The organism is Paenibacillus sp. Marseille-P2973 (assembly GCF_018101095.1).
Taxonomy (GTDB): domain Bacteria; phylum Bacillota; class Bacilli; order Paenibacillales; family Paenibacillaceae; genus Fontibacillus; species Fontibacillus vini.
The window spans coordinates 490110-515723 of sequence record NZ_JAGQEH010000002.1; the positions used below are offsets into that span (position 1 = coordinate 490110).

23 protein-coding genes are annotated in these 25614 nt (G+C 50.2%); 8 read left to right on the forward strand and 15 right to left on the reverse strand.

The features are described from left to right. Nucleotide 1: 1 nt before the first annotated feature. The 7 genes from KB559_RS05825 to KB559_RS05855 all read right to left on the reverse strand — a co-directional run bounded on the left by KB559_RS05825 (nucleotide 2) and on the right by KB559_RS05855 (nucleotide 7590). Complete coding sequence (locus KB559_RS05825) at nucleotides 2-982, reverse strand: GNAT family N-acetyltransferase (protein WP_211020764.1); 981 nt, start codon at nucleotides 980-982, stop codon at nucleotides 2-4. Then, a complete protein-coding gene (locus tag KB559_RS05830) occupies nucleotides 979-2217 on the reverse strand; it encodes an anhydro-N-acetylmuramic acid kinase (protein ID WP_348772891.1) in 1239 nt (412 codons plus the stop codon). Before KB559_RS05830 ends, KB559_RS05825 begins: the two co-directional genes overlap by 4 nt. Then, complete coding sequence (locus KB559_RS05835; protein ID WP_211020765.1) at nucleotides 2214-3074, reverse strand: carbohydrate ABC transporter permease; 861 nt, start codon at nucleotides 3072-3074, stop codon at nucleotides 2214-2216. The genes KB559_RS05830 and KB559_RS05835 overlap by 4 nt, the downstream gene beginning before the upstream one ends. Before the next feature lie 18 nt (nucleotides 3075-3092). Further along, nucleotides 3093-4010, reverse strand: coding sequence for a carbohydrate ABC transporter permease (locus KB559_RS05840; protein ID WP_211020766.1), 918 nt, complete (start codon nucleotides 4008-4010; stop codon nucleotides 3093-3095). A gap of 84 nt (nucleotides 4011-4094) precedes the next feature. Then, nucleotides 4095-5567 carry an ABC transporter substrate-binding protein gene (locus tag KB559_RS05845; RefSeq protein ID WP_211020767.1) on the reverse strand — a complete coding sequence of 491 codons (1473 nt, stop codon included), beginning with the start codon at nucleotides 5565-5567 and terminating at the stop codon, nucleotides 4095-4097. Between the two features lie 29 nt (nucleotides 5568-5596). After that, on the reverse strand, nucleotides 5597-6511 hold the full coding sequence (gene murQ, locus KB559_RS05850; RefSeq protein ID WP_211020768.1) for an N-acetylmuramic acid 6-phosphate etherase: 915 nt from the start codon (nucleotides 6509-6511) through the stop codon (nucleotides 5597-5599). Between the two features lie 206 nt (nucleotides 6512-6717). Continuing rightward, nucleotides 6718-7590 carry a MurR/RpiR family transcriptional regulator gene (locus KB559_RS05855; protein ID WP_211020769.1) on the reverse strand — a complete coding sequence of 291 codons (873 nt, stop codon included), beginning with the start codon at nucleotides 7588-7590 and terminating at the stop codon, nucleotides 6718-6720. Nucleotides 7591-7916: 326 nt separating this feature from the next. Between KB559_RS05855 and KB559_RS05860 the strand changes: the two genes are divergently transcribed. Then, complete coding sequence (locus tag KB559_RS05860; RefSeq protein ID WP_481856426.1) at nucleotides 7917-8612, forward strand: L,D-transpeptidase family protein; 696 nt, start codon at nucleotides 7917-7919, stop codon at nucleotides 8610-8612. Between the two features lie 70 nt (nucleotides 8613-8682). Here KB559_RS05860 and KB559_RS05865 read toward each other — a convergent pair whose 3' ends face one another. Then, complete coding sequence (locus KB559_RS05865; protein ID WP_211020771.1) at nucleotides 8683-9726, reverse strand: HD-GYP domain-containing protein; 1044 nt, start codon at nucleotides 9724-9726, stop codon at nucleotides 8683-8685. A 218-nt stretch (nucleotides 9727-9944) separates the two neighbouring features. Between KB559_RS05865 and KB559_RS05870 the strand changes: the two genes are divergently transcribed. From KB559_RS05870 to KB559_RS05885, 4 genes are read left to right on the forward strand one after another with little or no spacing between them, the layout of a single operon-like run. Further along, nucleotides 9945-11537 (forward strand): spore germination protein, encoded by a 1593-nt coding sequence (locus KB559_RS05870; protein WP_211020772.1) that lies wholly within the window; start codon nucleotides 9945-9947, stop codon nucleotides 11535-11537. 6 nt (nucleotides 11538-11543) lie between these two features. Next, the gene (locus KB559_RS05875; RefSeq protein ID WP_211020773.1) at nucleotides 11544-12749 is read left to right on the forward strand and encodes a Ger(x)C family spore germination protein; all 1206 of its coding nucleotides are present in this window, start codon (nucleotides 11544-11546) and stop codon (nucleotides 12747-12749) included. A 17-nt stretch (nucleotides 12750-12766) separates the two neighbouring features. Next, entirely contained in the window at nucleotides 12767-12985 is a 219-nt protein-coding gene (locus KB559_RS05880) for a hypothetical protein (RefSeq protein WP_211020774.1), read from the forward strand. 30 nt (nucleotides 12986-13015) lie between these two features. Beyond that, on the forward strand, nucleotides 13016-14137 hold the full coding sequence (locus tag KB559_RS05885) for a GerAB/ArcD/ProY family transporter (RefSeq protein WP_211020775.1): 1122 nt from the start codon (nucleotides 13016-13018) through the stop codon (nucleotides 14135-14137). A gap of 10 nt (nucleotides 14138-14147) precedes the next feature. On the opposite strand, the gene KB559_RS05890 is transcribed toward KB559_RS05885, so the two are convergent. From KB559_RS05890 to KB559_RS05900, 3 genes are all read right to left on the reverse strand, one after another. Then, nucleotides 14148-14999 (reverse strand): prohibitin family protein, encoded by an 852-nt coding sequence (locus tag KB559_RS05890; protein ID WP_211020776.1) that lies wholly within the window; start codon nucleotides 14997-14999, stop codon nucleotides 14148-14150. Nucleotides 15000-15121: 122 nt separating this feature from the next. Next, nucleotides 15122-15901 carry an ABC transporter ATP-binding protein gene (locus KB559_RS05895; protein ID WP_211020777.1) on the reverse strand — a complete coding sequence of 260 codons (780 nt, stop codon included), beginning with the start codon at nucleotides 15899-15901 and terminating at the stop codon, nucleotides 15122-15124. 122 nt (nucleotides 15902-16023) lie between these two features. Then, nucleotides 16024-17742 carry an ABC transporter ATP-binding protein gene (locus tag KB559_RS05900; RefSeq protein WP_211020778.1) on the reverse strand — a complete coding sequence of 573 codons (1719 nt, stop codon included), beginning with the start codon at nucleotides 17740-17742 and terminating at the stop codon, nucleotides 16024-16026. Between the two features lie 236 nt (nucleotides 17743-17978). On the opposite strand from KB559_RS05900, the gene KB559_RS05905 reads away from it, so the two are divergent. Together KB559_RS05905 and KB559_RS05910 are read left to right on the forward strand one after the other, a co-directional pair. Beyond that, a complete protein-coding gene (locus KB559_RS05905; RefSeq protein WP_211020779.1) occupies nucleotides 17979-18842 on the forward strand; it encodes a class I SAM-dependent methyltransferase in 864 nt (287 codons plus the stop codon). A 2-nt stretch (nucleotides 18843-18844) separates the two neighbouring features. Beyond that, entirely contained in the window at nucleotides 18845-19612 is a 768-nt protein-coding gene (locus KB559_RS05910; protein WP_211020780.1) for an RluA family pseudouridine synthase, read from the forward strand. A gap of 117 nt (nucleotides 19613-19729) precedes the next feature. Here the strand turns inward: KB559_RS05910 and KB559_RS05915 are convergent, their stop codons facing one another. The 3 genes from KB559_RS05915 to KB559_RS05925 all read right to left on the reverse strand — a co-directional run bounded on the left by KB559_RS05915 (nucleotide 19730) and on the right by KB559_RS05925 (nucleotide 22096). Next, on the reverse strand, nucleotides 19730-20140 hold the full coding sequence (locus tag KB559_RS05915) for a MarR family winged helix-turn-helix transcriptional regulator (RefSeq protein WP_211020781.1): 411 nt from the start codon (nucleotides 20138-20140) through the stop codon (nucleotides 19730-19732). A gap of 207 nt (nucleotides 20141-20347) precedes the next feature. Beyond that, nucleotides 20348-21415 (reverse strand): branched-chain amino acid aminotransferase, encoded by a 1068-nt coding sequence (locus KB559_RS05920; RefSeq protein WP_211020782.1) that lies wholly within the window; start codon nucleotides 21413-21415, stop codon nucleotides 20348-20350. 171 nt (nucleotides 21416-21586) lie between these two features. Further along, nucleotides 21587-22096: a hypothetical protein gene (locus tag KB559_RS05925; RefSeq protein ID WP_211020783.1), complete on the reverse strand. Its 510-nt coding sequence runs from the start codon at nucleotides 22094-22096 to the stop codon at nucleotides 21587-21589. A gap of 139 nt (nucleotides 22097-22235) precedes the next feature. Here KB559_RS05925 and KB559_RS05930 point away from each other — a divergent pair, with 139 nt between their 5' ends. Then, a complete protein-coding gene (locus tag KB559_RS05930; RefSeq protein ID WP_211020784.1) occupies nucleotides 22236-23105 on the forward strand; it encodes a LysR family transcriptional regulator in 870 nt (289 codons plus the stop codon). Between the two features lie 64 nt (nucleotides 23106-23169). Here the strand turns inward: KB559_RS05930 and gyrA are convergent, their stop codons facing one another. Next, nucleotides 23170-25608: a DNA gyrase subunit A gene (gene gyrA, locus KB559_RS05935; RefSeq protein WP_211020785.1), complete on the reverse strand. Its 2439-nt coding sequence runs from the start codon at nucleotides 25606-25608 to the stop codon at nucleotides 23170-23172. Nucleotides 25609-25614 lie beyond the last annotated feature (6 nt).

Below are 25614 nucleotides of genomic sequence, written 5' to 3' on the forward strand. Positions count from 1 at the left end.
GTTACAACTCCCTTCTCATGACTGCAAATGATTTGACCGTCCGGAACCCGGCTTTTTCATAGATGGATTTAGCCGGATTTTCGCTGCCCGTAAACAGGGAAATGTACTCCGCACTTACCATCCGGAACGCTTCGCACATATTAAAGAAAAGTAAGGTGCCCAGACCGTGCCCTTCGTGATGCGGATGAACGCCGATACCTGCGAAGAAAGCCCGCCCGTTAGCCTGCCTGATTACCGGCCCGGCAAATCCGGCCAACATTCCGCTATTCTCCACAATAATCAGCGGAGCGCCGTCCGCGGCAAACTCAGGAATTTGCTTCCGCCAAAGCGGATTGCTTAAACTGTCCAGCATCTCTTCCATTCCTCTGTGAATCGAAGGATCGTAGACACCCACCCGATATCCTTCCGCTTCCGCCTTCTGCGCTTTTGACATGATCGTCTCGGGAATGGCGAAATCGTCCAGACGCAAATACATCCCGCATTCTATGGCCCGTTCCGCATAGCCGCTGCGCAGCAGAAATTCATGCATCCGGCTGCCGACCGGCACGCCGGGGGCATTATTATGCTCATGACCCGGCGTGTCCGGAATATACCAAGGCAGCATCATCGGATTGAAAAACAATACATCTGCCTGCGTCTTGCCTAGCAGGCGGAACCGCGTCTCCAAAGCTTCCAGCAGAAGAGTGAAGTTTTCCTCAATGGAATCTCCCTCAGCTGCTTTTCCCTCGCTAACCATGCAGGTAATATAACCCGCTTCGGCGCCCAAAGGCAGATCCGCACCCGTACATCCTATAGCGAATCCCTTCAATCGTTCATCCTCATCAAACAGCAAAAAAACACTTTCAGGATCAAAATATTTGTTTTCCAGAATAAGCTCCGAGAAGGTCTCCTCAGAAAACTCTTTATATCCGTCCTTCACGGCTTCCCTGTTCCATAACTCCAGCGTCTCCGGGATGTATCGGTGTTCCCAGATTCTTATCAAGATTTTGCACCTCTTTCCCTGTCCCCTCCAGAATTAGACAAGCTGATCTTTCCCATGACTACCGGCTTTTCCGCTCCCGTCACGCCGGGCAGATTGTTCGGCCGGTTCGCTAGCGTATAATCGGCAAGCAGGGCAAATGCCATCGCTTCCTTCGCATCACTGTTGAAACCGAGATCTTCCTGGCTCAGCACCTGGACGCCCAGCGACGCCATCTCTTGCTTCAAGCCCTCCATTAACACGGGATTATAGCTCCCTCCTCCGCCGACGATCAGCAAGTCCGCGGAATATCGGTCCCGGACAAAGCGGCGATACGCATCACCGATGGACCGGACAGTAAGCCGGGTAACCGTCGCCACCAGATCCGCATCCGACAACCCGAACTCCTGTTGATAATTCAGCAGCCTGTCGACATAAGCCGTTCCGAAGAGCTCCCTGCCCGTCGATTTAGGCAGACCCCGGCTGTAATAAGGCTCCTGCATAAGCAGACTCAACAATCCGGAATCCGGCCTCCCCCCGCGGGCGATAACACCGCCGGCGTCCATCGTTTTCGCTCCGTGTGTCAAACGGGTGACCACTCCGTCAATCAGCATGTTCCCCGGCCCGGTATCAAAAGCAAAGACATCCTCCGCCGCACAGCCGGCCGGAATTACCGTCATATTCCCGATACCGCCGATATTTTGCAGCAGCAGGGTTCGCTTCTCCTCCCCGTATAGCAAGTATTCGGTAAAGGGAACCAGCGGAGCGCCTTGTCCTCCGGCCGCCATATCGGCCACCCGGAAGTCGGATATGCATGTAATGCCTGTCCTTGCCGCAATGACCGCCCCCTCTCCGATTTGCACGGTGTAGCGCAGGTCATAGCCGTCGATATTCTCCGCTTCGGGCGAATGGTACAGCGTCTGTCCATGGGAGCCGATGAAGGCGATGTCTTCTGGCGATAGTCCTGACATAGCGATGACCGAGAGCGCCGCTTCCGCAAACAGCTCCCCAAGCCAGACGTTTAACCGGCCCACCCGGTCAATCGTCGCCTTTTCCGGATCGAACAGGGCAAGTATTTCGTCCCTGACCCGCACGGGATACGGCGAATTTTTAAACGAAACCAGCTCTACCTCTACCTTTGTACCGGGCGGTCCCGCGATTTTGACCAAAGCGGCGTCAATACCGTCCACGGACGTGCCGGACATTAGCCCGACCGCATAGCGAGACTTGGCTGCGTGCAGGATATCTGCGTCACTCACCCCTTCACCGCCCCTACGGTAACACCTTCGAGGAAGTATTTTTGCAGGCTAAAGAACAGGATGAACATCGGAAGTGCAGAAATAGTAGCCCCGGCCAACATCGGAGCAAAATACGTCGTGTTTGCAAAACGAAAGTTCTTCAACCCGACCTGGATCGTCTGCATATCCATCGTATTTGTGACCAGGAACGGCCAAAAGAACGTATTCCAGCTTTCCATAAAAGTAAGAATCGCCATGACCGCCATGACCGTTTTGGATAAAGGCACGATGACTTTGAGGAAAATCTGCAGTTGGTTACAGCCTTCGACTTTGGCGCACTCCAGGATTTCCGTAGGGATAGAGGTCATGAACTGTTTGGCCAGAAAGATGTTAAAGACGGTGACAAGGCCCGGCAAAATCAGGGCGGAATACGTATTTTCTATCTGAAAAACGTTGACGATCAATATATAAAGCGGTACCTGGGTGACCTGATACGGAATCATCATCGCGCAGAGCAGAATGAAGAACAGAATCTCCCGGCCCTTGAAGCGGATTTTCGAAAAGGCATAGCCGGCCAGCGTCGCAAAGATCACATTGGATACGGTGACGCAGCTTGCGACGATCAGCGAATTCAGCAGCCAGCGGTAAGAATGTTCACTGTAATCAAAGAAAAACTTGTAGGAATCGAATGATATTTTACTCGGCCAAAGCGAATAGCTTAGAGCTCCCGCTTCCACCGGATCGCCGAAGGAGGAAATAATCATGAAGTAAATCGGAAACAGCGTCGCCAGCGCAAAGAGCAGAAGAACGACAGTTATCGTTGTATTACGGATGTATTTGACCGGTTTGTTGCCCGTGTGTGTGCTATACAACGCCATGGATCATTCTCCTCTCCTCTAATATTCCACGTCATTGCCCAGGAATTTGAACTGAATCAGGGATATCCCGGCGATAATGACTGTCAGAATCAGGGATTGTGCCGCCGCTTCGCCAAACTCGAAGTACTTGAACGCATTGTTGAAAATAAGCAGACCGACCATCGTCGTGGCATTATCCGGTCCGCCGCCCGTCATCAGGTAAGCGTTCTGGAACACCTGAAACGAACCGATGACCCCGGTGACGAGAAGAAACAGCGTAGTCGGCTTGAGACAAGGGATTACGATGTACCATAATTTTTGAAAAAAAGAGGCACCATCCAGCTCGGCCGCTTCATAATAACTTCCATCAATACCTAGCAATGCTGCCAGATAGATGATGATGCTGGTTCCATGACTCGACAGCCAAGCCATTAGCACGAGGGAGAACATTGCCGACGCACTGGACCCGAGCCAATTCTGATTGGAAATACCGAACAGCGCGAGGAACTGGTTCAGGATTCCGGATGTCATCGGATCGAAAATCCACAGCCATACGACCGACAAGGCTACGCCGGAAGCAACCGCAGGTAAATAGTAGACTGCCTTAAACGTCGTTTGCAGTCCCTTTTTGAGCGGAAGAATCATAATGGCGACAGCAAACGAGAGAAGTAGCGATACCGGTACGGTCAACACGGTATACACGATCGTATTCTTAATCGATTTCCAAAACAGGGAATCCCGGAAGGTGCTGGTGTAATTGTCGAAGCCGATAAACACGGAGCCGAGCGGCCGGTATTCCTGAAAGCTGATAATAAAGGCGCTGATTACCGGATAGGCCGTAAACATCGCATAGACGATCAACGCAACCGCGATAAAAGCATATGCCCAGCCTCCGTCTCCCTTCCATCTCCGCCGCTTTACGGGTTTAGCTATCGGTGCTTTTGCCAACTGAGCCATATGTCTGAACCCCTTTTTCATCACATTTGCAAAAAATGGACCGGATAGCCGCAGAATGACCCGCGACTATCCGAGCAGAATAGACTAATCGTTTACGATGCCGTCTTCGCCAAAGTTCTTGATCGCTGCGGCTTTAACGGCTTCATACATTTCTTCCGGAGAAATTTCGTCCGCAAGCAAGGCCTGCAATTTTGGAATGATGACTTCGTCTTCCATTTTGATCGCCTTGGCGCCAAGCTCGACCGGAATGTCCGGGCGGGCAGGATTCGCATGCGACAGCAGGGTTTCGACCGCGGCTACGTTGTCCGGATTCCGGTCAATGGTCATGCTTTCGGCGGCTTCCCTGCCCGACTTCGAAATATGAGCTGCAAACAGGTCATTGTTCGTCGTGGCCGCTACCTGGCCGCTGGCCAAGAAGTATGCCGCTTTTACCACATTGGCTTTGTGCTCCGCCGTAGGCTCTTTTTTGCCGCGGAAAGTAACATACCCGTCAACTACGGTACTCGAGACCGGATCCTGACCGAGGAAGGTCGGGACCGGAAGGACGATGTACTCCACCGGAATGCTGCCCTGCACGGCGCTGCCGTCATTCGCCTTCAGTTTCTCATTGTTCTTGTTGGCCGAGTTTTCGAAAGTCGCCAGCCCTTTCCCGGTAATCATCGTTTGACCGGTGAGGAACATGTTCCAGCGTTTGCCCGCGTCCACCGAGCTGAGCTCCTTCGGCATCGAGCCGTCGTCGATCATGAGCCGGACCGCTTTTAACACTTCCAGGTAGTTTTTGCTGGTGTAGGCATACTTCAAATCTTTGTTGAACGAAGCAGGCATGCCCGCGTTTTTGATCAAAATGTTCAAATAGTCCTTAGCTGTAACGCCCGATGTTGCGAAGACAAAGCCGTACCGTTTCGTAGTGTCGCCTTCTTTGACAACGCCCTTTTTGATCGCTTCGCGGAATTCTTCGAACGTCCAGCCGTTCTTCTGCACGTTTTTCCAATCGATGCCTGCAGCTTCAAGATACTCCTTGTTGCCGCCGATGGCGTGCACTTCCATGTAGGCCGGGAAGCCGTAGAGGCTGTCGCCGTTCTTCATATATTCGAGCGGAGCGGGATCGTAATCCGATACCATCTCCGGGGTCGCCGTATCTTTAATGTCCATCAGCATGCCCTGCTGCACGTACTTGGATATACCGTCAGAGCCGATAAAGGCGATGTCGGGTGGGCTGCCGGCGTTGACTTGCGTATCGAGCTTCTGGGTCATGTCTTCCCAACTGGCCGGCTCGATTTTCAAAGTCAGATTCGGATATAGCGCATTAAAATCCTTTTCCATTTGCGCAAAATTGTTTTGGTAATTGCCCGAAACCGGCGGAAGCAGTGCAGTAATCGTATCTTTAGCTTCCGATTTCCCCGCGTTTCCGTTGGCTTCGCTGCCTGTAGAGCCCCCATTGCCATTTCCTGAATTTCCATTCCCTGAATTGCTGTTTTTCGAACTGCATGCCGATAATGTCGTCAAGAGCATAAAGAGAGCCAATACGGAAGCCAATACTTGCATTTTTCTTGTCATCAGAAAAATCCTCCCCCCGGGATATCTTGCTAAACTACTTTATTGGTAGTACGAATAGCCATTTTCAAATTCCCATCGTTCTCTTGGAGCGCTTGCTCCGCTTTCTTTGCATCCAGTCCCGTTTTGATCATGAGTATCGCCAGCTTGCAGTTCATTGAGGCCAGCTCCAAATATTTGGCTGCCGTCTCGTTGTCCGCGCCTGTAGCGACTTTTATGATCCGTAAAGAACGGTCGTACAGCTTCTTGTTGCTAGCCTTTAAGTCCACCATCAGATTGTTGTACGTCTTGCCGAGCTTGATCATCGTGCATGTCGTCAGCATGTTGAGCACCAGCTTCTGCGCCGTACCCGCCTTCAGTCTCGTCGAACCCGTAATGAACTCCGGCCCGACGACGGGTGCGATGCATATGTCGCAAAGAGACTCCAGTCTGGAGCCTTTGTTGTTAGCGACACCGATCGTTACCGCACCGAGTTCCGCGGCTCTTTGCAGCCCGGCGATAACGAAGCTCGCGGATCCGCTTGCCGAAATGCCGATTACGGCATCCTTTGCCGTGACGCCGACGCGATCGATTAGGGCCATCCCCTCCTCCGCACTGTCTTCGAACCCTTCCACGGCTACCCTTAAGGCCATATCCCCTCCGGCAATATGTCCTTGTACCAATGAGGGATCCACGCCGAAGGTTGGCGGACATTCGGATGCATCCAGTACGCCAAGTCTCCCTGAAGTACCCGCTCCTATATAAAACATTCTTCCACCGTTTTTTAACAATTGGTGTAGAACATCCACCGCCTTCCCGATTTGTGGAATTTCCGCAGCTACTGCAGCCGGAACCTTGGCATCCTCCTGATTGAGCAGTTGCAGCATTTGCTCGGTCGTGCACTCATCAATCATTTGCGTGTTTGGATTAATTTTTTCCGTAGTCAGTCCTGCAAAATATTGTTCCATAGCAGCAGATCCTTTCTCCTCACTGATGATGAACTCAAGGCCTCGTTTCTTGGTTTTTATATTAAATGGAAACCGCTTACATAGTCAATAGTTTTTGAAATAAAATTTTATCGTGAAATTTTATTTTGTTTTTTTAATTCTTTTTTCCTACAAAAAAAGACATCAGCCCTCGTGGGTCGATGCCTTTTTTAACGATAGGATTCAAGTCAGGATTTCCGGCTGCGGTGCTTCCCCGCTAGAATATTGTGCGTCTTGGTCAAATACTTCTTTACATTCTGGTAATCCACGCTGGCCACCCCGGCGAATAATATGTCGATAACGGTCAACATAGCGATTCTGGAGCCCATGGCCCCGCTTCGCATCGTGACTTCCGGCGTTGAGATGCCGAGCAGTATATCCGCCTTGTCCGCCAGCTCGCTCTTGTTATACCTGGTGATGGCTATCGTGGACACATTATTTTTCTTCGCGATTTCCAGGGTCTCCAGAATTTCCACGGTATCGCCCGAATTGGAAACGAAAATAGCCACATCACCTTTGCCCAGCAAGGTTGCCGCGGTAAGCTGGCTGTGTCCGTCCGTATAGGCGTGACAATGCTTGTTGATGCGGGAAAACTTCTGTTCCCCGTCCATACAAATTAAACCGGATGCTCCGATCCCGAAGAAAACGATCCTGCTGCTGGCGCGAAGCGCCTTGACCGCACGAGCCACCTCATTTCGGTCGATGACGCTCAGCGTATCCTCGATCGACTTGATATTGTTTCGCGAAATGTTGGAGGTAATGGTGAACAGATCATCCCCCGGCTGAATGTCGGTATATACGTCTTTCCGCTCCTCATCCATGGAACCCACTGCTGCGGAAATGCTCACGATAAAATTACGGTACCCGCTATAACCCATCGTCTTGCAAAACCTCAGCACGGAAGCGTCACTGGTCTTACTCTGTTTGGCAAGGCTCTTGATCGATAGATGGGGAATTTCCTCCGTATTGGCCAAAATATATTCGGCTACGAGTCTCTCTACCGGGGTCAAATTCTCTTTCATTTCCCGGATTTTGATCAAAATATTATCGTTAATCGCCATTGGCTTCCCTACTCACCCTATTAATCTTTACTGAACTTGCACTCATATCTTAAGCGGTTTTCATTTAAAAGACAAGCGAAAAAGATATAAAATCTGGAAATTGTCATTGTTTTGTTGAAATTAAATTTCAGATTTTAACTATCATAATAAATTTTATTTCTGTATTTTATTGTTAGTTTCATGAATCGTATGCTATATTGGCCGCGATGCGAATTCTGTTCTTGGCAGCGGATCAGGGATACCTGGAATGAAAATAAATGTCATGGGTATCCTATCCTCAAATAATCATTTCGAGGACTGCCATGATCTCAACAATCGTTTGTCTTATGCGACGGGTTACTTTGGCGGCTTCCGTTCTGTTTGTGCTGTTGAACGGATATTCCGTTAATTTCGTAAACCCTCAACCGGTCGCTGCCGACCCTTCGTTGCCGATTCAGAAGGAGGACGGCATTTTTGCGATCGAAATCTATCCGCTTCAGCACAAGCTGGTCGTGCTCGTACAAGGGGAGCCTTTCAAAACTTACAGGATCGCCGTAGGCAATCCCTCCACCCCAACCCCTGTAGGCGAATATCAGGTTGTTTACAAGGGTAAGAACTGGGGGCCCGCTTTTGGCCCGCGCTGGCTTGGTCTCAATGTCCCTTGGGGCATTTACGGCATACACGGAACGAACCGGCCATATTCGATCGGCCAGCATCTCAGCCATGGCTGCATTCGAATGCAAAATCGAGATGTGCTTGATCTGTATGAGTTGATACCGGTCGGGACCAAGGTTACCATCTACGGACATGTTCTCGGCTATGCCAGCCAGGAGCCGCGAAATCTGGCTGAAGGCGATGTGGGCGGAGACGTCCAGCTCATTCAATCCCGCTTGAAAAGCGCAGGTTACTTCCAGGGAGTATGCAACGGCAAGTTCCGTTCGGACACCGCCTCCGCCCTGAGAAAATTTCAGGATGACCGCCAATTGCCCGTCAACGGGGTTATCGACTTTCGGGTTTACGAAGAGCTTGGCTTAGTGGAATAACGACAGCGAGTACGACAATGCAAAAGCCGGGTTCCGCTTAAATGCGGAACCCGGCTTTTTAATGCCTTAACTACATAAAAATATCCTCTACAACAATGTCGCGTTCCACCGCCAAATCCCGAAAACGGTCTTTAACCTGGACCAGCGGTCTGAAAAAATCGCTCGGATTGTTCCAAACAATCGTTGCGGTTTCGCCATTGCTCAAGCGAGCCTGTTTCCCGATGAATTGCGGAATCAAATGGCGGGCAAGCGCCTGCACCGCCCGTTCGTTGAGTTCACCGAACCCAAGCTCGTACACTTTGCGGAGCACCGTTAGCAAACCTAAGCGGCCCTTCGCATTGTCTGGTGACGTCATTTCCACATAAGTATTGGCCACAGCGACAATTTGAGCGTACGGGTGAATCTCGTCCTTCTTCAATCCCTGAGGATAACCCGAGCCATCCTCGCGTTCATGATGCTGCAGCGCAACCAGAGCCGGAACTTCATCCGTCATGGAATCGCGGATAATTTCGTAGCCGTACCTCGTATGCCGCTTCAATTCGTCAATCTGCGCCTCATTGAATGGACCGGTATGATTGCGCAGTTCTTGGCGGAGTTTGCTTTTACCGATATCGTGCAAATACCCTGCCTTACTGATCTCGTAACATTCCGCCGGCGTGTATCCGAGCCAGGAAGCAATGTAATAGGACAAAAGACCCACTTGCAAAGAGTGCGTGTAAAGATTGGTGTCGTTTTCTCCAAAAGTGATCAACAGGGATACGACGTCTTTTTCACTGTCAATGATTTCGAGCATTGGCTGGAGCTTTTCTTCCACCATGGACTGGTTGAATTTCCCCGTCGTCAGCGCTTCGAGAAATATGGACTGGTAGCCCAGCACTGTGCGCTCGAAATTTTCTTTCAGCCGGTTCGTAAAATCCTGACGGTTCAGGCCTGAGAGAGACAGCTCGTCTTCTCTGGGCTCAATGTCCACATAGTTAATGTTTTGACGGATGAGAAGAGCAATTTCTTCTTTATGTATGCTTGTTCCTTTGGGAAGAACGTGGAGACCTGCCTGGTTAAATATGTCCGTCCGCAGCCGATCCCCTTCTTGAATTTCCATTACATGAGTTTTCAATTTAGCCCCCCTCTTATCTCGTTACTTCATTATATGATAGCGGATTCTCGCTGTTTGCCGGAATAAGGCGGATTTATGCTAGCTGCTATATCTTAAATATCGATCAAACGACATCACAAATAAATAGTTCCAAAGTCTGTATTTCCTTTCACAGAATAATTTTCCTGATTTTCGAGAATTTTATATGCATCATATGATTCACAAGGGAGGTCATCATTTTGCCAATTTGGAGACGTCCGAAGCATTCCGGGACCACCGGCGGAGACAAATCGAAGAAAACGGACGGGCAGCCGCCAAATACACTCCCTCCTTCCCGGCCATCGACTGGTAAGAGTCTCGAGAATAAGCTCGACTGGTTTCAACAACAATTTAAGAATTGCTCGGATGTGATCGTACGTCAATTTGATCTCAGTTCGGGACAATCCAGCGCTCTGATATACATTCGCGGATTGATCAACCAGACTACCGCCCAAGACTTCATCATCCGGAGCCTGCAAGAAGAAGCGGATAGCTTGGAAAAACCTGAAGATATTTATAAATTTCTGTTTGAAGACAAGGGACTGTCCGTATCCCAAAACAAGATTACTGAGGATATGAACGAAGGCTTGGACGCAATATTGGACGCAGGGGCTCTGCTGCTGATCGACGGGGACAACCGGATGATGACTTTTTCCATTTCGTCTTATCCGACCCGCTCGATTGAGGAACCTCCAAATGAATCTGTCATCCGCGGACCACGTGAGTCATTCATTGAAGATTTGGAAATCAACCTCACCCTCATGCGCAGACGGCTAAAGAACAAGGGCTTTAAAACGGAATCCCTGATCATCGGGACAAAAACAAAGACCGACATCGTGCTCACATACATCGATGGCATATGCAAGCCCGAACTGGTAGATGAAATGAAGCGGCGCCTTTCCTATATCGAAATCGACAGCGTTCTTGGCTCGTCTTATATTGAGGAATCGATCGAAGACAACCCCTATTCCCCCTTCCCTCAGGTGCAATATACGGAGAGACCGGACGTCGTCGCCGCTGCATTGCTAGAAGGACGATTGGGGCTTTTCGTAGACGGAACGCCGATGGCGCTTATTGTTCCGGTCACGCTTACTATGTTGCTGCAATCTTCGGAGGATTATTTCCAACGCTTTATCGCTGCGACATGGATACGTTGGATCCGTTTCTTTTTTTCTTTCATTTCATTGCTGTTGCCTTCTCTGTATATCGCCATTACAACGTTCCATCCGGAGATGATTCCTCCGCAATTTTTAAGAACCATCGCAGCCGCAAGGGAGATCGTTCCGTTTCCTGCCTTTTTGGAAGCGTTCATGATGGAGCTGGCGTTTGAAGCACTCCGGGAAGCTTCGGTCCGGATTCCGAAATCAATCGGCCAAGCCGTCTCCATTATCGGAGCCTTAATCATAGGCACCGCCGCCGTGGAAGCGGGTATCGTCTCCGCCGCCATGGTCATTATCGTTTCGCTGACCGGGATCGCCTCTTTTATCATCCCGCATTTTGACCTTGGATTATCGTTCAGGCTCCTGCGGTTTCCGATCATGTTTCTTGCTGCGATGTTTGGCCTTTACGGTATCGCGTGCGGATTGATCCTGATCTATATCCATCTGAACAATCTGGCGTCGTTCGGAGTTCCTTATTTGTCCCCGGTAGCTCCGCTAGTGGTTTCGGACTTGAAAGATACCGTTGTCCGGGCACCTTGGTACAAAATGCATAAACGCCCGCTTCAAACAGCTGCTGTAAACCCCACTAGGCAGAAAAAAGACTCTCGAGGTTGGGCCAAAGATAAAGGATGATGAGATATGAAGCTTCTGACAAGACCGGCCTTTCGCGGAGCTTTGGCTATTCTGTTGCTGACCGCCATTTGCGGCTGCTGGTCGGCCGAAGAACTCAATAACCGCGCCTTCGCCATGATGATGATCGTAGATGAATCGGAAGACGGACAAACGGAAGTAACGCTTGGCTTCCCCCTTCCCAATCGGATGATTCCGGGTTCCGCGGGTGGCGGTGGCGGATCCACAACCGGTGATCCTTATACCTTTACGACCAGAAAAGCGAGAACGATTAGCGAAGCCGTCGAGTTGATTCAGCTAGATACCTCCAGAACGATTTCTTTCGGTCAAACCCGGGTTATCGTAGTCGGCCGCAAGTTTGCCGAGAAGGGGATCGATCCGGTGCTGGAATTCGTTTCACGGCAACCCGCCTTTCATCTTAGCTCCAATCTGTTCTTAACCCCGAACAAGGCAACGGAAGTCATACTAGTGCCAACCATTTTCGAGCGCTTCATTGCGGATATTTTACTGAAATTTATAACACAGAAGCAGACCCTCGACACGACGGTCAAGGATTTCTTAATGGCGAGGTACAAGGGCGGAGACATTCTTCTTCCGTTGCTAAGTTTTTCATATAAACCCGAAATGGGCGCAGCGGATTCCTCTAAGATGAAACATTGGATGGGTACCGACGGAGCTGCCATTATGCGTGAAGGAAAAATGAGCAAAATCGTCCTGACTGATGAGGAATTAAGAGGCGCGCTCTGGATTAGTTCCCAGCTCGACACCTCCATCGTCACCTCTTCTTCTCCAACCGATGGAAAAGAGGTTACCGCCGTTGCGCAAGGCATTGGAACAAAAATCTTACCCGTCATAAAGAACGGCGAAATCTCCTTCAAAATCGAGAGCAGTGCGAGCGCATATATCCTCTCTTCCAGTTCCGATATCGATTTGAAAAGCCAGGAGGCGCTCAATCAGATGCAAGAAGCATTTCGAAAAAACATTGAGAAGAGACTGCGACAGGTCATCGATAAAACACGAAAAGCCAAATCCGATTCATTTTTAATGAATCAATACTTGTTCTGGAGATATCCAAAGGCTTGGAACCGGATAAAAGACGAGTGGAGAACCTATTATTCCGAGAAAATGCCGATCGATATAACCGTAAAGATCACCATTAAACGTACCGGCGGTGAAATTCGTTCGGTCAATTTACAAGAATATGAAGAAAAATAACGGAAGGCAGTGAAACAATGATCTGGATAGGTGCCATGTTTCTCGTGATCATCGTGTTCGAGTGGCTGAGTCAACGGAAGGCGAAGGTTAAACGCCGCGATAAGTGGATTGTGCTTGGGATTTCGGTCGGTCTGTTACTGCTTTCGGAAGTTTTATTTAAGCTCAAAGACAAGTGGAATGTAACCATGTTATTTGAGTTTGTCGGCAAATCCATTGATGTCTGGATATCTGGCTGAGGATCTTGAATAAGGAGGGAGTGAATCATCATGCAAAAGAGCGTTTCCAGCACCCAAATCTTTTCACTCTATAACTTGCATATTTTTACCACGGTCATTGCCTTTCTGCTCGGCATGCTGATCTCAAGCAGCCATTTTTCAGCTCCCGTTGCGACGGTGATCGGCGCATTTCTTGCTGTTGTGCTCGTCTACCCTTCCTATAAAGTGGCCTCTTCTCGTCCAAACGAATTTCTTACGGAATTCGGAGGGGAACTGGTCGGCAGAGGCCCTCACACGATATTTATCCTAATCATTGTGCTGATCAAATTGATACTATCTGCCTTAAATCTTAGACAGATGTCCGATTTCCTTCTGTCCATCTATTTGATCGATACACCGGCCTGGTCCGTCATCATGATCTTCGGAATCTGTATCGCTTACGCCGTCAGATCCGGCTTGAATACGATCTTTCGCGCGGCTCAGGGCATATTTCTGATCAGTGCCATAGCGTTTTTGCTCATTCCGTTCCTGGCCATGCAAGAGATAGAGAAGGATGCGCTTATCGCTTTGGTAAGCCATTTGCATTTCACGGACATCACCCATGGGATATTTTACAACTTAGGCATGTTCGGCGAGCTTGCTTTTCTCTTTCTTCTGTACCCTTACTTAAAAGAACCCAAGAAAGTGATGAAAACCTATTTCTTTACGACGCTTAGTTCTCTCATTATTATCTTGTCCCATCTCATTCCCGTTCTGCTTACGTTCGGGGTGGACTTGGGTTCGAACCTCGTATATCCCGACTTGGAGTTAATTCGGTTTATTCGGGCAGGTTCATTTATAGAAACGCTTGACCCGATTCTGATTCTACTCTGGTTGACCAGCATTTTCGTCAAAATCTCATTCTTGTGCTTCACGGCCGTCATCTGTATAGCACAATTGACCGGGGTGAAGGATTATAAATCATTATCCCTGCCTATCGTTGCCTTCGTAGGCGTACTGTCCATCGCGATGGCCAGATCGCAGCAGGAACTGTCTAATTTCACGGCCAAAAATCTTTCTCCATTCGTGCTTACCGCTGAATATGTCATCCCAGCTATTTACATGATCATGTACTTCATACGGCGAAAAAAGAACAAATCAAAACCCGCCGAGACCAAGTCGGCGGGTTCCTGAGGGGTTTAGCTTACGGCTGTCCGCCGGTAAGCGACTGAATATCGATAAACGGAGTAGCTCCGCCTGTCACGGACGGCAAACGTCCGTCCCATTTCTCGAGTGCCTTCTCCTGCACCTCGATCTGTTTCAACTGAACCAGCTCAGGCGTTACTTCCTGTTTCTTCAATTTCAACGATTCCGCCTCGGCCTGAGCCTGCGCTATCTTCTGTTTCGCTTCGATCTCAATCCGCTTGAGGTCATTGCTCGCTTTAAGAGCTTGCTGCTGGGCCACTTGCTTGGCTTCGATCGATTGATTGAACGCATCGGAAAATTTAAAGTTGACGATGTTGATTTCATTGACGATCAAGTCGTATTTAGCCAGCCGATTCGTCAAATGCTCGCTGATTTCCCCGGCGACAACATCGCGCTTCGCAATCAGATCCTCGGCCTGATAACGGGCCGTTACTTCCTTGACGATCTCCTGTACGGCCGGGTTAATGATGATGGCGTCGAAGTTACCGCCGATATTGTTCATCAGGTTATAGGCGGATTCCTTATTGACCGAGTAGTTGACCGCAACATGAGTCGAAACCGGCTGAAGATCCTTGGACGAGGCGCTCGTATCCGTCTCCGCCTTCGTAACTTGCGTGTTTACCTGAATCACCGACTGCACGAATGGAACCTTTAAATGGATTCCCGGTGATAATATGTTGCTGTTCAGCTTGCCGAACGTTTTATACAATCCGACATGTCCATATTCTACCTGTGCAAAGCTGCTTGCCCCTACAATGATCACTAGTAATCCGATGAGGACTGTTGCAGCCGCCCCCCGCAATTTGATTTCCTTTTTTGGCCCCTTGTTGGCTCCCGTTCCTGTCTCCATTTGCATCCCTCCGCTTTATCTATTGCTGCCGTTTCTCGGCTGTAACAGAAGATAACTTCCATTAAGGGTTAATACGTACTAAGCGGAAAAAGGTGGCAAAAACAGAACACGATAAACATTAACTATTTCCGGGACAACCAGGCACGGTTCCCGTTCCAGTCAACCTGGACCGGCATTTCGAAAAACTCGGAAAGAGATTCGGTACTGAGCACCTCCGAGGTCTTCCCCTGCGTGAATTCCCGTCCCCGCCGGAGCAGGAGGGTGTGCGCGAAGATAGGCAAAATTTCCTCCGTATGATGCGTCACATAAAGCATGTTGGGAGCGTCAGGCTGACGAGCCAGTTCGTTGATGCTGTCCAGCAGCCCTTCTTTGGATATAAAATCAAGACCGTTGGTGGCTTCATCAAGAATGAGCAGCTTCGGCGAAGCCATCAACGCCCGCGCGATCAGAAGCTTCTGTTGTTCACCCTGGGAGCAGGTTTGATAAGTCCGGTCCTTTAAGTGTCCGCACCGAAGCTGTTCCATCAAGGCCGCCGCCCGGTCAAAGTCCTCGTCCTCCGGTTTGTCATACAAGCCGAAAGAAGCGAATTTGCCGCTGACCACCAGATGCTGGGCTTTTTCCCCGCTATGGATTCGTTCCTGGAGCGAGGAGCTTACCCAGCCGATCGATTTACGGAGCTCCCGCAAATCGATCTCTCCGAACTTATGGCCAAGAACGTGAATCTCCCCTGTGGTCGGCCAAATATATCCGCAAAGCAAATTAAGCAGCGTCGTCTTCCCGGAACCGTTCAAGCCGAACAGAGCCCAATGCTCTCCTTCGCCAACCTTCCAGTCAATCCCGTCGAGGACGGTTTTTCCCTCCCGCATCCAGCTGACATTCTTCATTTCAATGCATTCGTTCATGTGCCCTATCCCCCCGAAAAAAATAACAGTAACCTCAAGCTACTCCCGCATCTCCGGTTTGTCAACCCAGGGCTGCTTCGAAAACATTGATCTACGCATATGGTTCCAATCTGCAATTCAGATTAATTCGCCCCGAACTGAGCCTGATGCAAGCGGCTGTAATGGCCGCCGGCGCCGACCAGTTCCTGATGGCGTCCCTGCTCCGATATGCCTTCTTCCGTCACGACGACGATCCGGTCGGCATTTTTGATCGTGGCAAGCCGGTGGGCGATCACCAGCGTCGTTCTTCCTTCCGACAGTTCGGCCAAGGACTTTTGGATCGCCATTTCGGTTTCGGTATCCAGCGCCGATGTCGCTTCATCGAGGATGAGGATCGGCGGGTTTTTCAGGAACATCCGCGCAATCGCCAGCCGCTGCTTCTGCCCGCCGGACAGCTTGACCCCCCGCTCGCCGATTACCGTATCCATGCCTTCGGGCTGCGCCTGAATAAAGTCCTCCAATTGGGCGCGCCGCGCCGCCGCCCAGATTTCCTCCTCGTCGGCTCCAAGCTTGCCGTAGGCGATGTTCTCGCGGATCGTGCCCGAGAATAGGTAGACGTCCTGCTGGACGATCCCGATATTGCGCCGTAATGATGACAGCGTCATGCTGCGGATGTCTTTTCCGTCAATCGTAATATTGCCGCCGGCCAGTTCGTAGAACCTCGGCAGTAGACTGCACAGCGTCGTTTTCCCGGCTCCGGAAGGGCCGACGAAGGCGATCGTCTCCCCTGCAGCAATATTGAGGCTGATGTTGCTCAGCACATGCGCGCCGTCTTCATATCCGAAGCTCACTTCGTTGAACCGGATATCCCCTCGGAGCCAGCCGGCGTCGACCGCATCCGGCGCGTCGGCCACATCAGGCTCCGTATCCATGATTTCCAGGTATCGCTTGAACCCAGCGATCCCTTTCGGATAGCTCTCGATGATTGCATTAATTTTCTCGATCGGCCGGATAAAGACGTTGGCCAACAGCAGGAATCCGATAAACTCGCCATAGGACAGCTCGCCGCGAATGACGAACCACGTCCCGCAGATCATGACAAACAACGAAACTAGCCGCATCAGCATATAGTTGACCGACAGGCTGCCGGCCATGATTTTGTAAGCCCGGAGCTTGGTGCTCCGGTAACTGCTGTTGTTCTCGTTAAATAGTTCCTTCTCATGTTCCTCGTTGGCAAATGCTTGTACGACACGAATTCCGCCGATGTTCTCTTCGACCCGGGAATTGAAGTCCGCCAGGGCCGAGAATAGCCCTCGGTACGTGCTAGTCATTTTCCCGTTAAAATAAAGCGCGGTCCACACCAGCACCGGTACGACAAGAAACGTCAGAACGGCCAGTTTCCAGTTGATCGCCAGCATCAGCAGGAACGAACCGATCAGGGTCATCCCGGCGATGAACACGTCTTCGGGACCGTGATGCGCCACTTCGCCGATGTTGTCCAGATCGTTCGAAATGCGCGACATCAAGTGGCCTGTCTTATTGTTGTCATAGAAGCGGAACGACAGCTTTTGCAAATGATCGAACATGCTTTTACGCATTTTCGTCTCGATATTAACGCCCAGCATATGGCCCCAGTAGGTGACGATATAATTCAATACCGTATTCAGAACATAAACGCCCAGCAACGCGGCGCAAGCCCATACGATCATGGACCAGTTTTTGCCCGGCAGCAGTTTGTCCACAAACTGGTTTACAGCGATCGGAAAGCCGAGCTCCAGCAGCCCCGCTACCACTGCACAGGTAAAGTCCAGAATAAACAGTTTTTTGTACGGAATGTAATATGAAAAAAATCGGCGAAGCATCGTTACTCTCTCCCATCTATATGCATCTACTGCTGTTCAGACTATCACAGAACACCGTCTATTCAAAGACCCAGGTTGGCTTTAGTTGTTTCCTGCCCTTGACGCTTGGAGAATTTCGCCGAAGGCTGGCATGGCAATAGAAAAATAAGGTACAATAACTAGCGAACCCGAGAACTCTGGAATCGTTCAATTAGAGCGGCGCAGACCGTTCTTTAGACGGAAGGAAGGATTATGAAATGTACGTAGCAAACGACTGGCAAGATTATGAAGTCATTGATACCGGAGATGGCGAAAAGCTGGAACGTTGGGGCGATGTTGTCCTCCGGCGCCCGGATCCGCAAATTATATGGCCGATCCGCGAGGAGAGCCGGCAGTGGCGCGAAGTTCATGGCCACTACCATCGCAGTTCATCCGGCGGTGGACAATGGGAAATGAAGAAGCAGCTTCCCGAGCGCTGGACGGTTTCCTATGACCGGCTTAAATTTTATATCCGGCCAACCAATTTCAAACATACCGGTTTATTCCCGGAACAAGCGGCCAACTGGCGCTGGATGATGGACAAGATTTCCGCGGCCGGCCGCCCGATCCAAGTACTTAATCTGTTTGCCTATACAGGCGGTGCCACCGTGGCAGCCGCTTCCGCCGGCGCTTCGGTCGTTCATGTCGACGCGGCCAAAGGCATGGTGCAGTGGGCGAAGGAGAATCTAGCGTTATCCGGGCTTGGCGACAGACCTGTCCGCTTCATCACGGACGATGTTTTCAAATTCGTGCAGCGGGAACAACGCCGCGGCAACAAATACGACGCGATCATTATGGACCCGCCGTCTTACGGCCGCGGACCGAACGGCGAGATGTGGAAACTCGAGACGAGCCTGTATCCGTTTGTGGAATCCTGTATGTCGATCCTATCGGATACGCCTTTGTTCTTCCTCATCAATTCCTATACCACAGGAATTTCTCCAACGGTTCTTCACAACATTCTGTCGATGACCGTGAAGCGCCAGCATGGCGGAGTCATTTCCTCAGGCGAATTAGGCCTGCCGATTACGAAGTCCGGCCTAAATCTTCCTTGCGGGATTCTGGGCCGTTGGGAGGAATAAGCATGCCAGCCGAACCGTTGCACACGTCAGGGCACCCTCGGATGGCAATCCTCTACGAGGATAACCATTTACTCGGGATCGAGAAGCCGGTGAACGTGCCGACCCAGGAGGATGCCAGCGGTGACCCGGACCTGCTCAGCTTGCTGAAGGAAGATATCAAAGAGCGGTACGACAAACCCGGCAATGTGTATCTCGGACTAGTCCACCGTTTGGACCGTCCGGTGGGAGGAGCGATGATCTTCGCCAAGACATCCAAAGCGGCCTCAAGATTGTCCGAAGCGGTGCGCAGCCGTAAATTCGACAAGTCTTATATGGCGGTGGTCCGGGGGATTCCAGGTAAACAGAGCGGTAGGTTGACCGATTTCCTTTTGAAGGATGAACGTACCAACACCGTCCGGGTCGTTCCCAAAGGTACGCCGGACAGCAAAGAAGCGATTCTGGATTACCGCGTGCTGGGCAGCTCGCCTCAGGACAACTTGTCCCTGGTGCAGATCACGCTTCTTACGGGCCGGTCGCATCAGATCCGGGTCCAGTTCAGTCACATCGGCTGCCCGCTATACGGAGATCAGAAATACGGTAGCGCGGTCAACAAACCCGGTGAGCAAATTGCATTGTGGTCACTGTATGTCGGCGTCCCTCACCCAATCACGAAGGAGCCGGTCGATCTCATTTCGATGCCGCCGCGCCAGTATCCTTGGAATCTTTGGGAAGAGACGATTTACAAGCAGACTGCGGAGAATTGTACGGCGGGTTACAACGGTAACTTTTAATAACTAAAAAGAGAGGCTGCCCCGTAGTCATTGGAATTCAATGAACTGCGGACAGCCTCTCTTTTACATCTCTTATGTATTCGTTCGCTCCGCCTTCTTACTCTTAGCTGCCAAGGATTATTTCGTCCCGGAGATTTTACCCATTAAATACACAAGAAGCTGCTGATTATGCGTCGAAATCCGATCCAGCACTTGGCTCAAATACTTATTGCGGACCTGAACGCCCCGCTCCGCTTCCCGTTTACCCTTATCGGTTATCGAGACCCAAACGATCCGGCGGTCACCCTCATCCCTGTCCCGGCGAATCAATTCGCCGCGTTCCATTCGGTCAAGCAGCATCGTGACCGCAGCCGGCGTGGTCGAGAGGAATGGGATCAATTCGGACGGTTTCAAATTCCCTTCCCGCTCCAGCACTTCAAGTACAGCCAGTTGTGAAGTTGTCAATGCAGGCGCAAGCTCTTCCTCCATATGCGTCTGATAATCCTTGACGATGATCCCCAAAAGTCTGGCAAACTCGGTAGTATGCATGATGTCCCCCCTAATCTTCTTGAAATGAATGCCGGCTTCTCTTTTGATTTACGTCATGAATAATTCGACAAGCAGACCGGAAATTCCTTCCTGTGATCGATGAAACCTAAATTCGTGCCATTTTAATGCGAAAAACCAAGGAGATTGACATACAAAAAAACAAGCCATCCGACCTCAGGCCGAATGACTTGTTTCGTTATTGATAGATTAAACAATAATGTTCCGCCAGCCGAATGGATCTTCAAGAACGCCTTTTTGAATGCCGGTAATGGAATCATACAGCTTTTTGGAGATCTCGCCCGTTTGCCCTCCGGCAACCGCAATTTGCTCTTCTCCCCATTTCATCGTGCCGATCGGTGAGATTACAGCGGCTGTTCCGGTACCGAAAGCCTCCTCCAATTTCCCCTCTCGTGCGGCTTCAAACAGCTCATCTACAGAGATCTTCCGCTCGATCACCTGAATTCCCCACGAACGCAGCAGCGTCATTACCGAATCTCTCGTCACCCCGGCTAGAATGCTGCCCGACAGCTCGGGAGTAATCACTTCTCCGCCGATCTTGAAAAATACGTTCATGCTGCCAACTTCCTCGATGTATTTCTTCTCAACGCCGTCCAGCCACAGCACTTGCGAGAACCCTTCCAGCTTCGCAATTTCCTGCGCTCTGATGCCCGAAGCGTAATTGCCGGATGTCTTGGCCATCCCGGTCCCGCCGCGAACCGCACGGACGTATTCGTCTTCCACGAAAATAGAGACCGGATGAATCCCTTCCGGATAGTACGATCCGACCGGCGACAAAATAACGAGCAGCTTGTACTGCTTCGCGGCCCGCACGCCCAGGCAAGGCTCGGTTGCGATAATAAACGGGCGGATATACAGGGACGTATCCTCGCCTTCCGGAATCCAGTCCTTATCAAGGCTAACCAGTTGAGTAATTCCGTCCAACAGCAGCTCAGGGTCCACCTGAGGAATGCTCATCCGTTCGCAAGAAATATTGAGGCGTTTCAAATTCATGTCAGGCCGGAAAAGTGAAAATTGACCTTCGGCCGTCTTATAGGCTTTCATGCCTTCAAACACTTCCTGGCCGTAATGGAACACCATGGCCGAAGGATCCAAGGCAATCGGCCCGTATGGCACAATGCTTGGGTCATGCCATCCTTTGCCTTCCGTGTAATCCATAACCAGCATGTGGTCGGTAAAATATTGGCCGAATCCGAGATGATCGCTATCGGGTTTTGCTTTCAAGTTCTCTGCTTTTACAATAGTAAATTTATTCACTGAGATACGCTTCCTCTCTTAACCGTTTCGTTTGAATTAACTATACCCTTATCCTTTGCATTGATCAATATTATGATATCAATTATTATCATAGATTACTTCTATAGGACAATACATTTCAAACAGAAATGGACAGCCTTATATCACGCTGTCCATTTTAACATATTGCATCTATAGTCGAATAACATTTTTATTGTCTGATGAGGATATAGATTTGGCTATTTTGCTTAAATTAACGGTTCCAGTTACATTTTTAGCAACCCCATTTACCATATATAATAATTCAATATTCACTGTATCATGTTCCCGAGCTTTTACATTTTGTATTAAATTTCTGGTGTTATAATTCATCTTTCCTTGGAAGGAATCCGGTAATGTAAAAGGATCGTCCGCTTGGCTTAATGACAAAATCATTGTTCCGCCAACAGATATACCGTAGGTAACACCTGAAAACTGTTTATCGTCTCCGATTTTCTCCAGATTATGTCCTGCTATATAAACAGAGTTTGCGTTTGAATAAACAACAAATTCAACATCCTTTATTCGTAAATCCTCAGTTTCAACAGTGAAGCTATATACTTTTGGAACTTCACGTAATTTAAATTGATAGTTAAAAAGGATGACAATTGTCGTGATCAGGAAAAGCCCCAATAATGCTGCCGCTCTGTGTTTTCCAAACATATCGTCTCTCCTATTAGTTAGTATTTAAAGGATTATAAGCATTAAATTAATCAGCAACCATTAAACAAATCACATATTATCACTTTGTCTAGTATTATCTGCTATAATCATAGAAATTATCTATAATGGAGATGTTTTCATGGAGCACCGGCTTCTCGATTATTTTCTGGCTGTGGCCGAGGAACTTCATTTTACGAAAGCAGCGGACAAACTCGGTATTACCCAGCCGACCTTGAGCCATCAGATTCGTTTGTTGGAGCACGAAGTCGGCACTCCGCTGTTTCACCGTTCAGGCAAAAGAATTCACCTGACCCAACCCGGCATGATTCTGATGGAACATGCGCGCCGGGTCATTCACGAACTGGAGCAGGCAAGGTTCGAGATTGGGGAGCTGGCTGGTTTGAAACGCGGCAGGCTGCGCATTGGGTGTTCCGGCAATCATCTGATTACGGAAGCGCTCATCTCCTTTCATCGCCAGCATCCCGGCATCGATCTTAACGTAATCGAGCTGGCGACCGACGAGACCCACGACGGCCTGCTTGGAAACAGGCTCGATCTCGGCGTCGTATTCTTGCCGCTGGAAGACGAGCAGCTGGTAAGCCTGCCTCTTTATGATGAAGAATTGGCTCTTATTGTCTCCAAACATCATCCTTTGGCAGGGAACGTCTCCGTCCAGTTGACAAAGCTCGCCGATCTGCCGCTTGTACTGTTTCAGTCCAAGTTTTTGGTGCGGCAAATCATCGATGCAGCCTGCGCAGCCCAAGGCCTCATCCTGAAGCCGGTTATGGAGCTGTCCACCATGGAATCCCAGGTTCAAATGGTCGGGCATAATGTCGGAGGAACGGTTTTGCCCTTGTCTTACGCCAGAACACTGCGAAATCCGGACATTGCGGTCATTCCATTCGCTGAACCGGTGCCGCGAAAAAAAGTCGGCTTAGTCTATCGAAAAAATATGTACCTGGATCATACGATCCAGGCGTTCATCACTCATCTACTGGCTGAAAACTGACATTACATCTGGAAAAAAGAAAAAAAAGCTTCACGGAATCAATCTAATTCCGTGAAGCTTATTATTATTGACCTCGAAGCAGCAAGTCCGTGATCTCGTCTTTTTTGTCGACTGGAGCCAACACCTTGCCGATCGATTTGCGATCGGATAAAGGCGCGTCCTCGGAACTGAATGAAAGCATGGCGCCTTCCTTGGTCACGGCGAGCAGCGCAAGCGGTTCTTTGCAATGGAACCCGCCGGATAAGCGGCTGCCGTTCGGCTTAACCCGTTTGCCTTCCTTGAATTCAAATGACTGAACGCCTTTGCCTCCGCGGCTTTGCAATGGATAATCGAGCAGAAGACTCCGTTTGCCGTAGCCCAGATCGGATACAACGAGCACTTCACCTTCTTCGCCTTCAACCCACAATGCGCTTACGACCTCGTCTTCTTCCTTCAAAGCGATGCCGCGAACGCCGGCCGAGACGCGTCCCATGGAGTTGACTTCATTCTCCGCAAAACGGATGGCCATCCCCTGTTTCGTCAATAACAGAATGTCTTGGCGATTCTGGCTAAGCGTCACGTTAATAATCTCGTCCCCGTCGGCCACCTTGCAGGCAGCGATGGCTCCCGACCGTTTCGTTTCGTACTCTTTGAGCTCGGTACGCTTCACCTGACCGCGCTTCGTGACGAAGACAAAGCTCGTATTAGCCGCGTCAAAGTCCTTCAGCGGAACCACGCTGACGATCCGGTCTTCCTTAGCCATCGGAATGACATTGACGATCGCGGTACCGTTATCTTTCCATTTGAACTCCGGAATCTGATGCACCGGCAACAGGAAGTATTGGCCGCGTTGGGTGAAGATCAGAAGATTCTGCAGCGTATTCACATCAAGCACATGCTTGATATAATCGCCTTCCTTCACTCCGGACCCTTCCCGCTCCCCGCCGGAACGCGTAAACGAAAGCATGCTCGTCCGTTTGATATATCCTTCGTGAGACAGTGTGATCAGCACATCTTCCTGGGCCACCATAACCTCAAGATTAACCTTGAGCTCTTCCACTTCGCCCTGGATATCCGAACGCCGATCAATACCGTACTTGTCACGGATCTCGATCAGTTCTTTCTTGATGACGGCAATGAGCTTCTTATCGCTCTCAAGAATTCCGCGAAGCGTTGTGATCTTCTTTTGAATATCGTCCAGTTCTTTCTGCAACGATGTAATTTCCAGGTTGGTCAACCGGTACAATTGCAACGTCAGGATGGAATCCGCTTGGCGTTCGGTAAATCCGAACATCCACTGCAGATTGTTCTGAGCGTCCTGGCGGTTTTTCGACGCCTTGATGGCGGCGATGACCTCGTCCAAAATATTCAGGGCCTTAACCAGACCTTCCAACACATGGGCCCGGTCTTCCAGCTTCTCAAGCTCGTATTGGGTCCGGAAAGTGACCACTTCGCGCTGGTGAGCGATATAAGCGTCCAGCATCGCCCGGAGTCCAAGCTGACGCGGCGCTTTGTTTACAATCGCCACCATGTTGAAATTATAAGTGACCTGTAAATCGGTCTTCTTAAGCAAGTACGCAAGGATGCCTTGAGCGTCTGCGTCTTTCTTCAGCTCAACGACGATGCGCAGGCCGTTCCGTCCGCTCTCATCACGTACCTCGGCGATCCCGTCGACCTTTTTCTCCAGCCGAATGTTTTCCATAGCTGTAACGAGTCTGGATTTTACGACCTGATAAGGGATCTCCGTGATGACGATCTGCTGCTTGCCGCCGCGCATCGTTTCGATCTCCGTTTTGGAGCGGAGGTAAATCCGCCCTTTCCCGTTCTCATAGGCGCTCTGGATTCCATCCTCGCCCATAATAATGCCGCCGGTCGGAAAATCCGGTCCCTTCACATACGAACGGATCTCTTCCATAGAAATCCCCGGCTTTTCCATAATCGCTACGCAGGCATCGATCACCTCGCGCAAATTATGCGGCGGAATTTCCGTCGCAAAACCGGCGGAGATCCCGCTTACCCCGTTGACCAGCAGGTTCGGAAAACGGGCAGGCAACACGACCGGCTCCATAGCCGTATTATCAAAGTTGTCCTTAAAAGGGACCGTTCTTTTCTCGATATCACGGAGCAGCTCCATCGCAATCGGCGAAAGGCGCGCCTCCGTATACCGCATAGCAGCGGCCGGGTCATCATCCTGGGAACCCCAGTTGCCATGACCGTCTACTAATACATGTCCCATCTTCCATGGCTGTGCCATCCGGACCATGCCTTCGTAAATCGAAGAGTCGCCGTGCGGGTGATAGTTACCCATAACGTCCCCGACCGTTTTGGCCGACTTACGATAAGGCTTGTCCGGAGTATTGCCCGAGTCGTACATCGCATACAGAATGCGTCGTTGCACCGGCTTTAGGCCGTCTCTGACGTCAGGAATAGCTCTATCTTGAATAATATATTTGGAATACCGGCCGAAACGGTCTCCGACGACTTCTTCGAGAAAAGCCGGTAAAAAATTCTCCAATGAACTCAAATCATG

Bases quoted from the DNA above. Each gene is read 5' to 3' on its own strand.
- KB559_RS05895 (WP_211020777.1), bottom strand. From the start codon at position 15,901: ATGAACGAATGCATTGAAATGAAGAATGTCAGCTGGATGCGGGAGGGA.
- KB559_RS05855 (WP_211020769.1), bottom strand. From the start codon at position 7,590: ATGGCGATTAACGATAATATTTTGATCAAAATCCGGGAAATGAAAGAG.
- KB559_RS05905 (WP_211020779.1), top strand. From the start codon at position 17,979: ATGTACGTAGCAAACGACTGGCAAGATTATGAAGTCATTGATACCGGA.
- KB559_RS05875 (WP_211020773.1), top strand. From the start codon at position 11,544: ATGAAGCTTCTGACAAGACCGGCCTTTCGCGGAGCTTTGGCTATTCTG.
- KB559_RS05880 (WP_211020774.1), top strand. From the start codon at position 12,767: ATGATCTGGATAGGTGCCATGTTTCTCGTGATCATCGTGTTCGAGTGG.
- KB559_RS05840 (WP_211020766.1), bottom strand. From the start codon at position 4,010: ATGGCTCAGTTGGCAAAAGCACCGATAGCTAAACCCGTAAAGCGGCGG.
- KB559_RS05835 (WP_211020765.1), bottom strand. From the start codon at position 3,074: ATGGCGTTGTATAGCACACACACGGGCAACAAACCGGTCAAATACATC.
- KB559_RS05900 (WP_211020778.1), bottom strand. From the start codon at position 17,742: ATGCTTCGCCGATTTTTTTCATATTACATTCCGTACAAAAAACTGTTT.
- murQ (WP_211020768.1), bottom strand. From the start codon at position 6,511: ATGGAACAATATTTTGCAGGACTGACTACGGAAAAAATTAATCCAAAC.
- KB559_RS05885 (WP_211020775.1), top strand. From the start codon at position 13,016: ATGCAAAAGAGCGTTTCCAGCACCCAAATCTTTTCACTCTATAACTTG.
- KB559_RS05930 (WP_211020784.1), top strand. From the start codon at position 22,236: ATGGAGCACCGGCTTCTCGATTATTTTCTGGCTGTGGCCGAGGAACTT.
- KB559_RS05915 (WP_211020781.1), bottom strand. From the start codon at position 20,140: ATGCATACTACCGAGTTTGCCAGACTTTTGGGGATCATCGTCAAGGAT.
- KB559_RS05890 (WP_211020776.1), bottom strand. From the start codon at position 14,999: ATGGAGACAGGAACGGGAGCCAACAAGGGGCCAAAAAAGGAAATCAAA.
- KB559_RS05925 (WP_211020783.1), bottom strand. From the start codon at position 22,096: ATGTTTGGAAAACACAGAGCGGCAGCATTATTGGGGCTTTTCCTGATC.
- KB559_RS05910 (WP_211020780.1), top strand. From the start codon at position 18,845: ATGCCAGCCGAACCGTTGCACACGTCAGGGCACCCTCGGATGGCAATC.
- KB559_RS05845 (WP_211020767.1), bottom strand. From the start codon at position 5,567: ATGACAAGAAAAATGCAAGTATTGGCTTCCGTATTGGCTCTCTTTATG.
- KB559_RS05860 (WP_481856426.1), top strand. From the start codon at position 7,917: ATGCGACGGGTTACTTTGGCGGCTTCCGTTCTGTTTGTGCTGTTGAAC.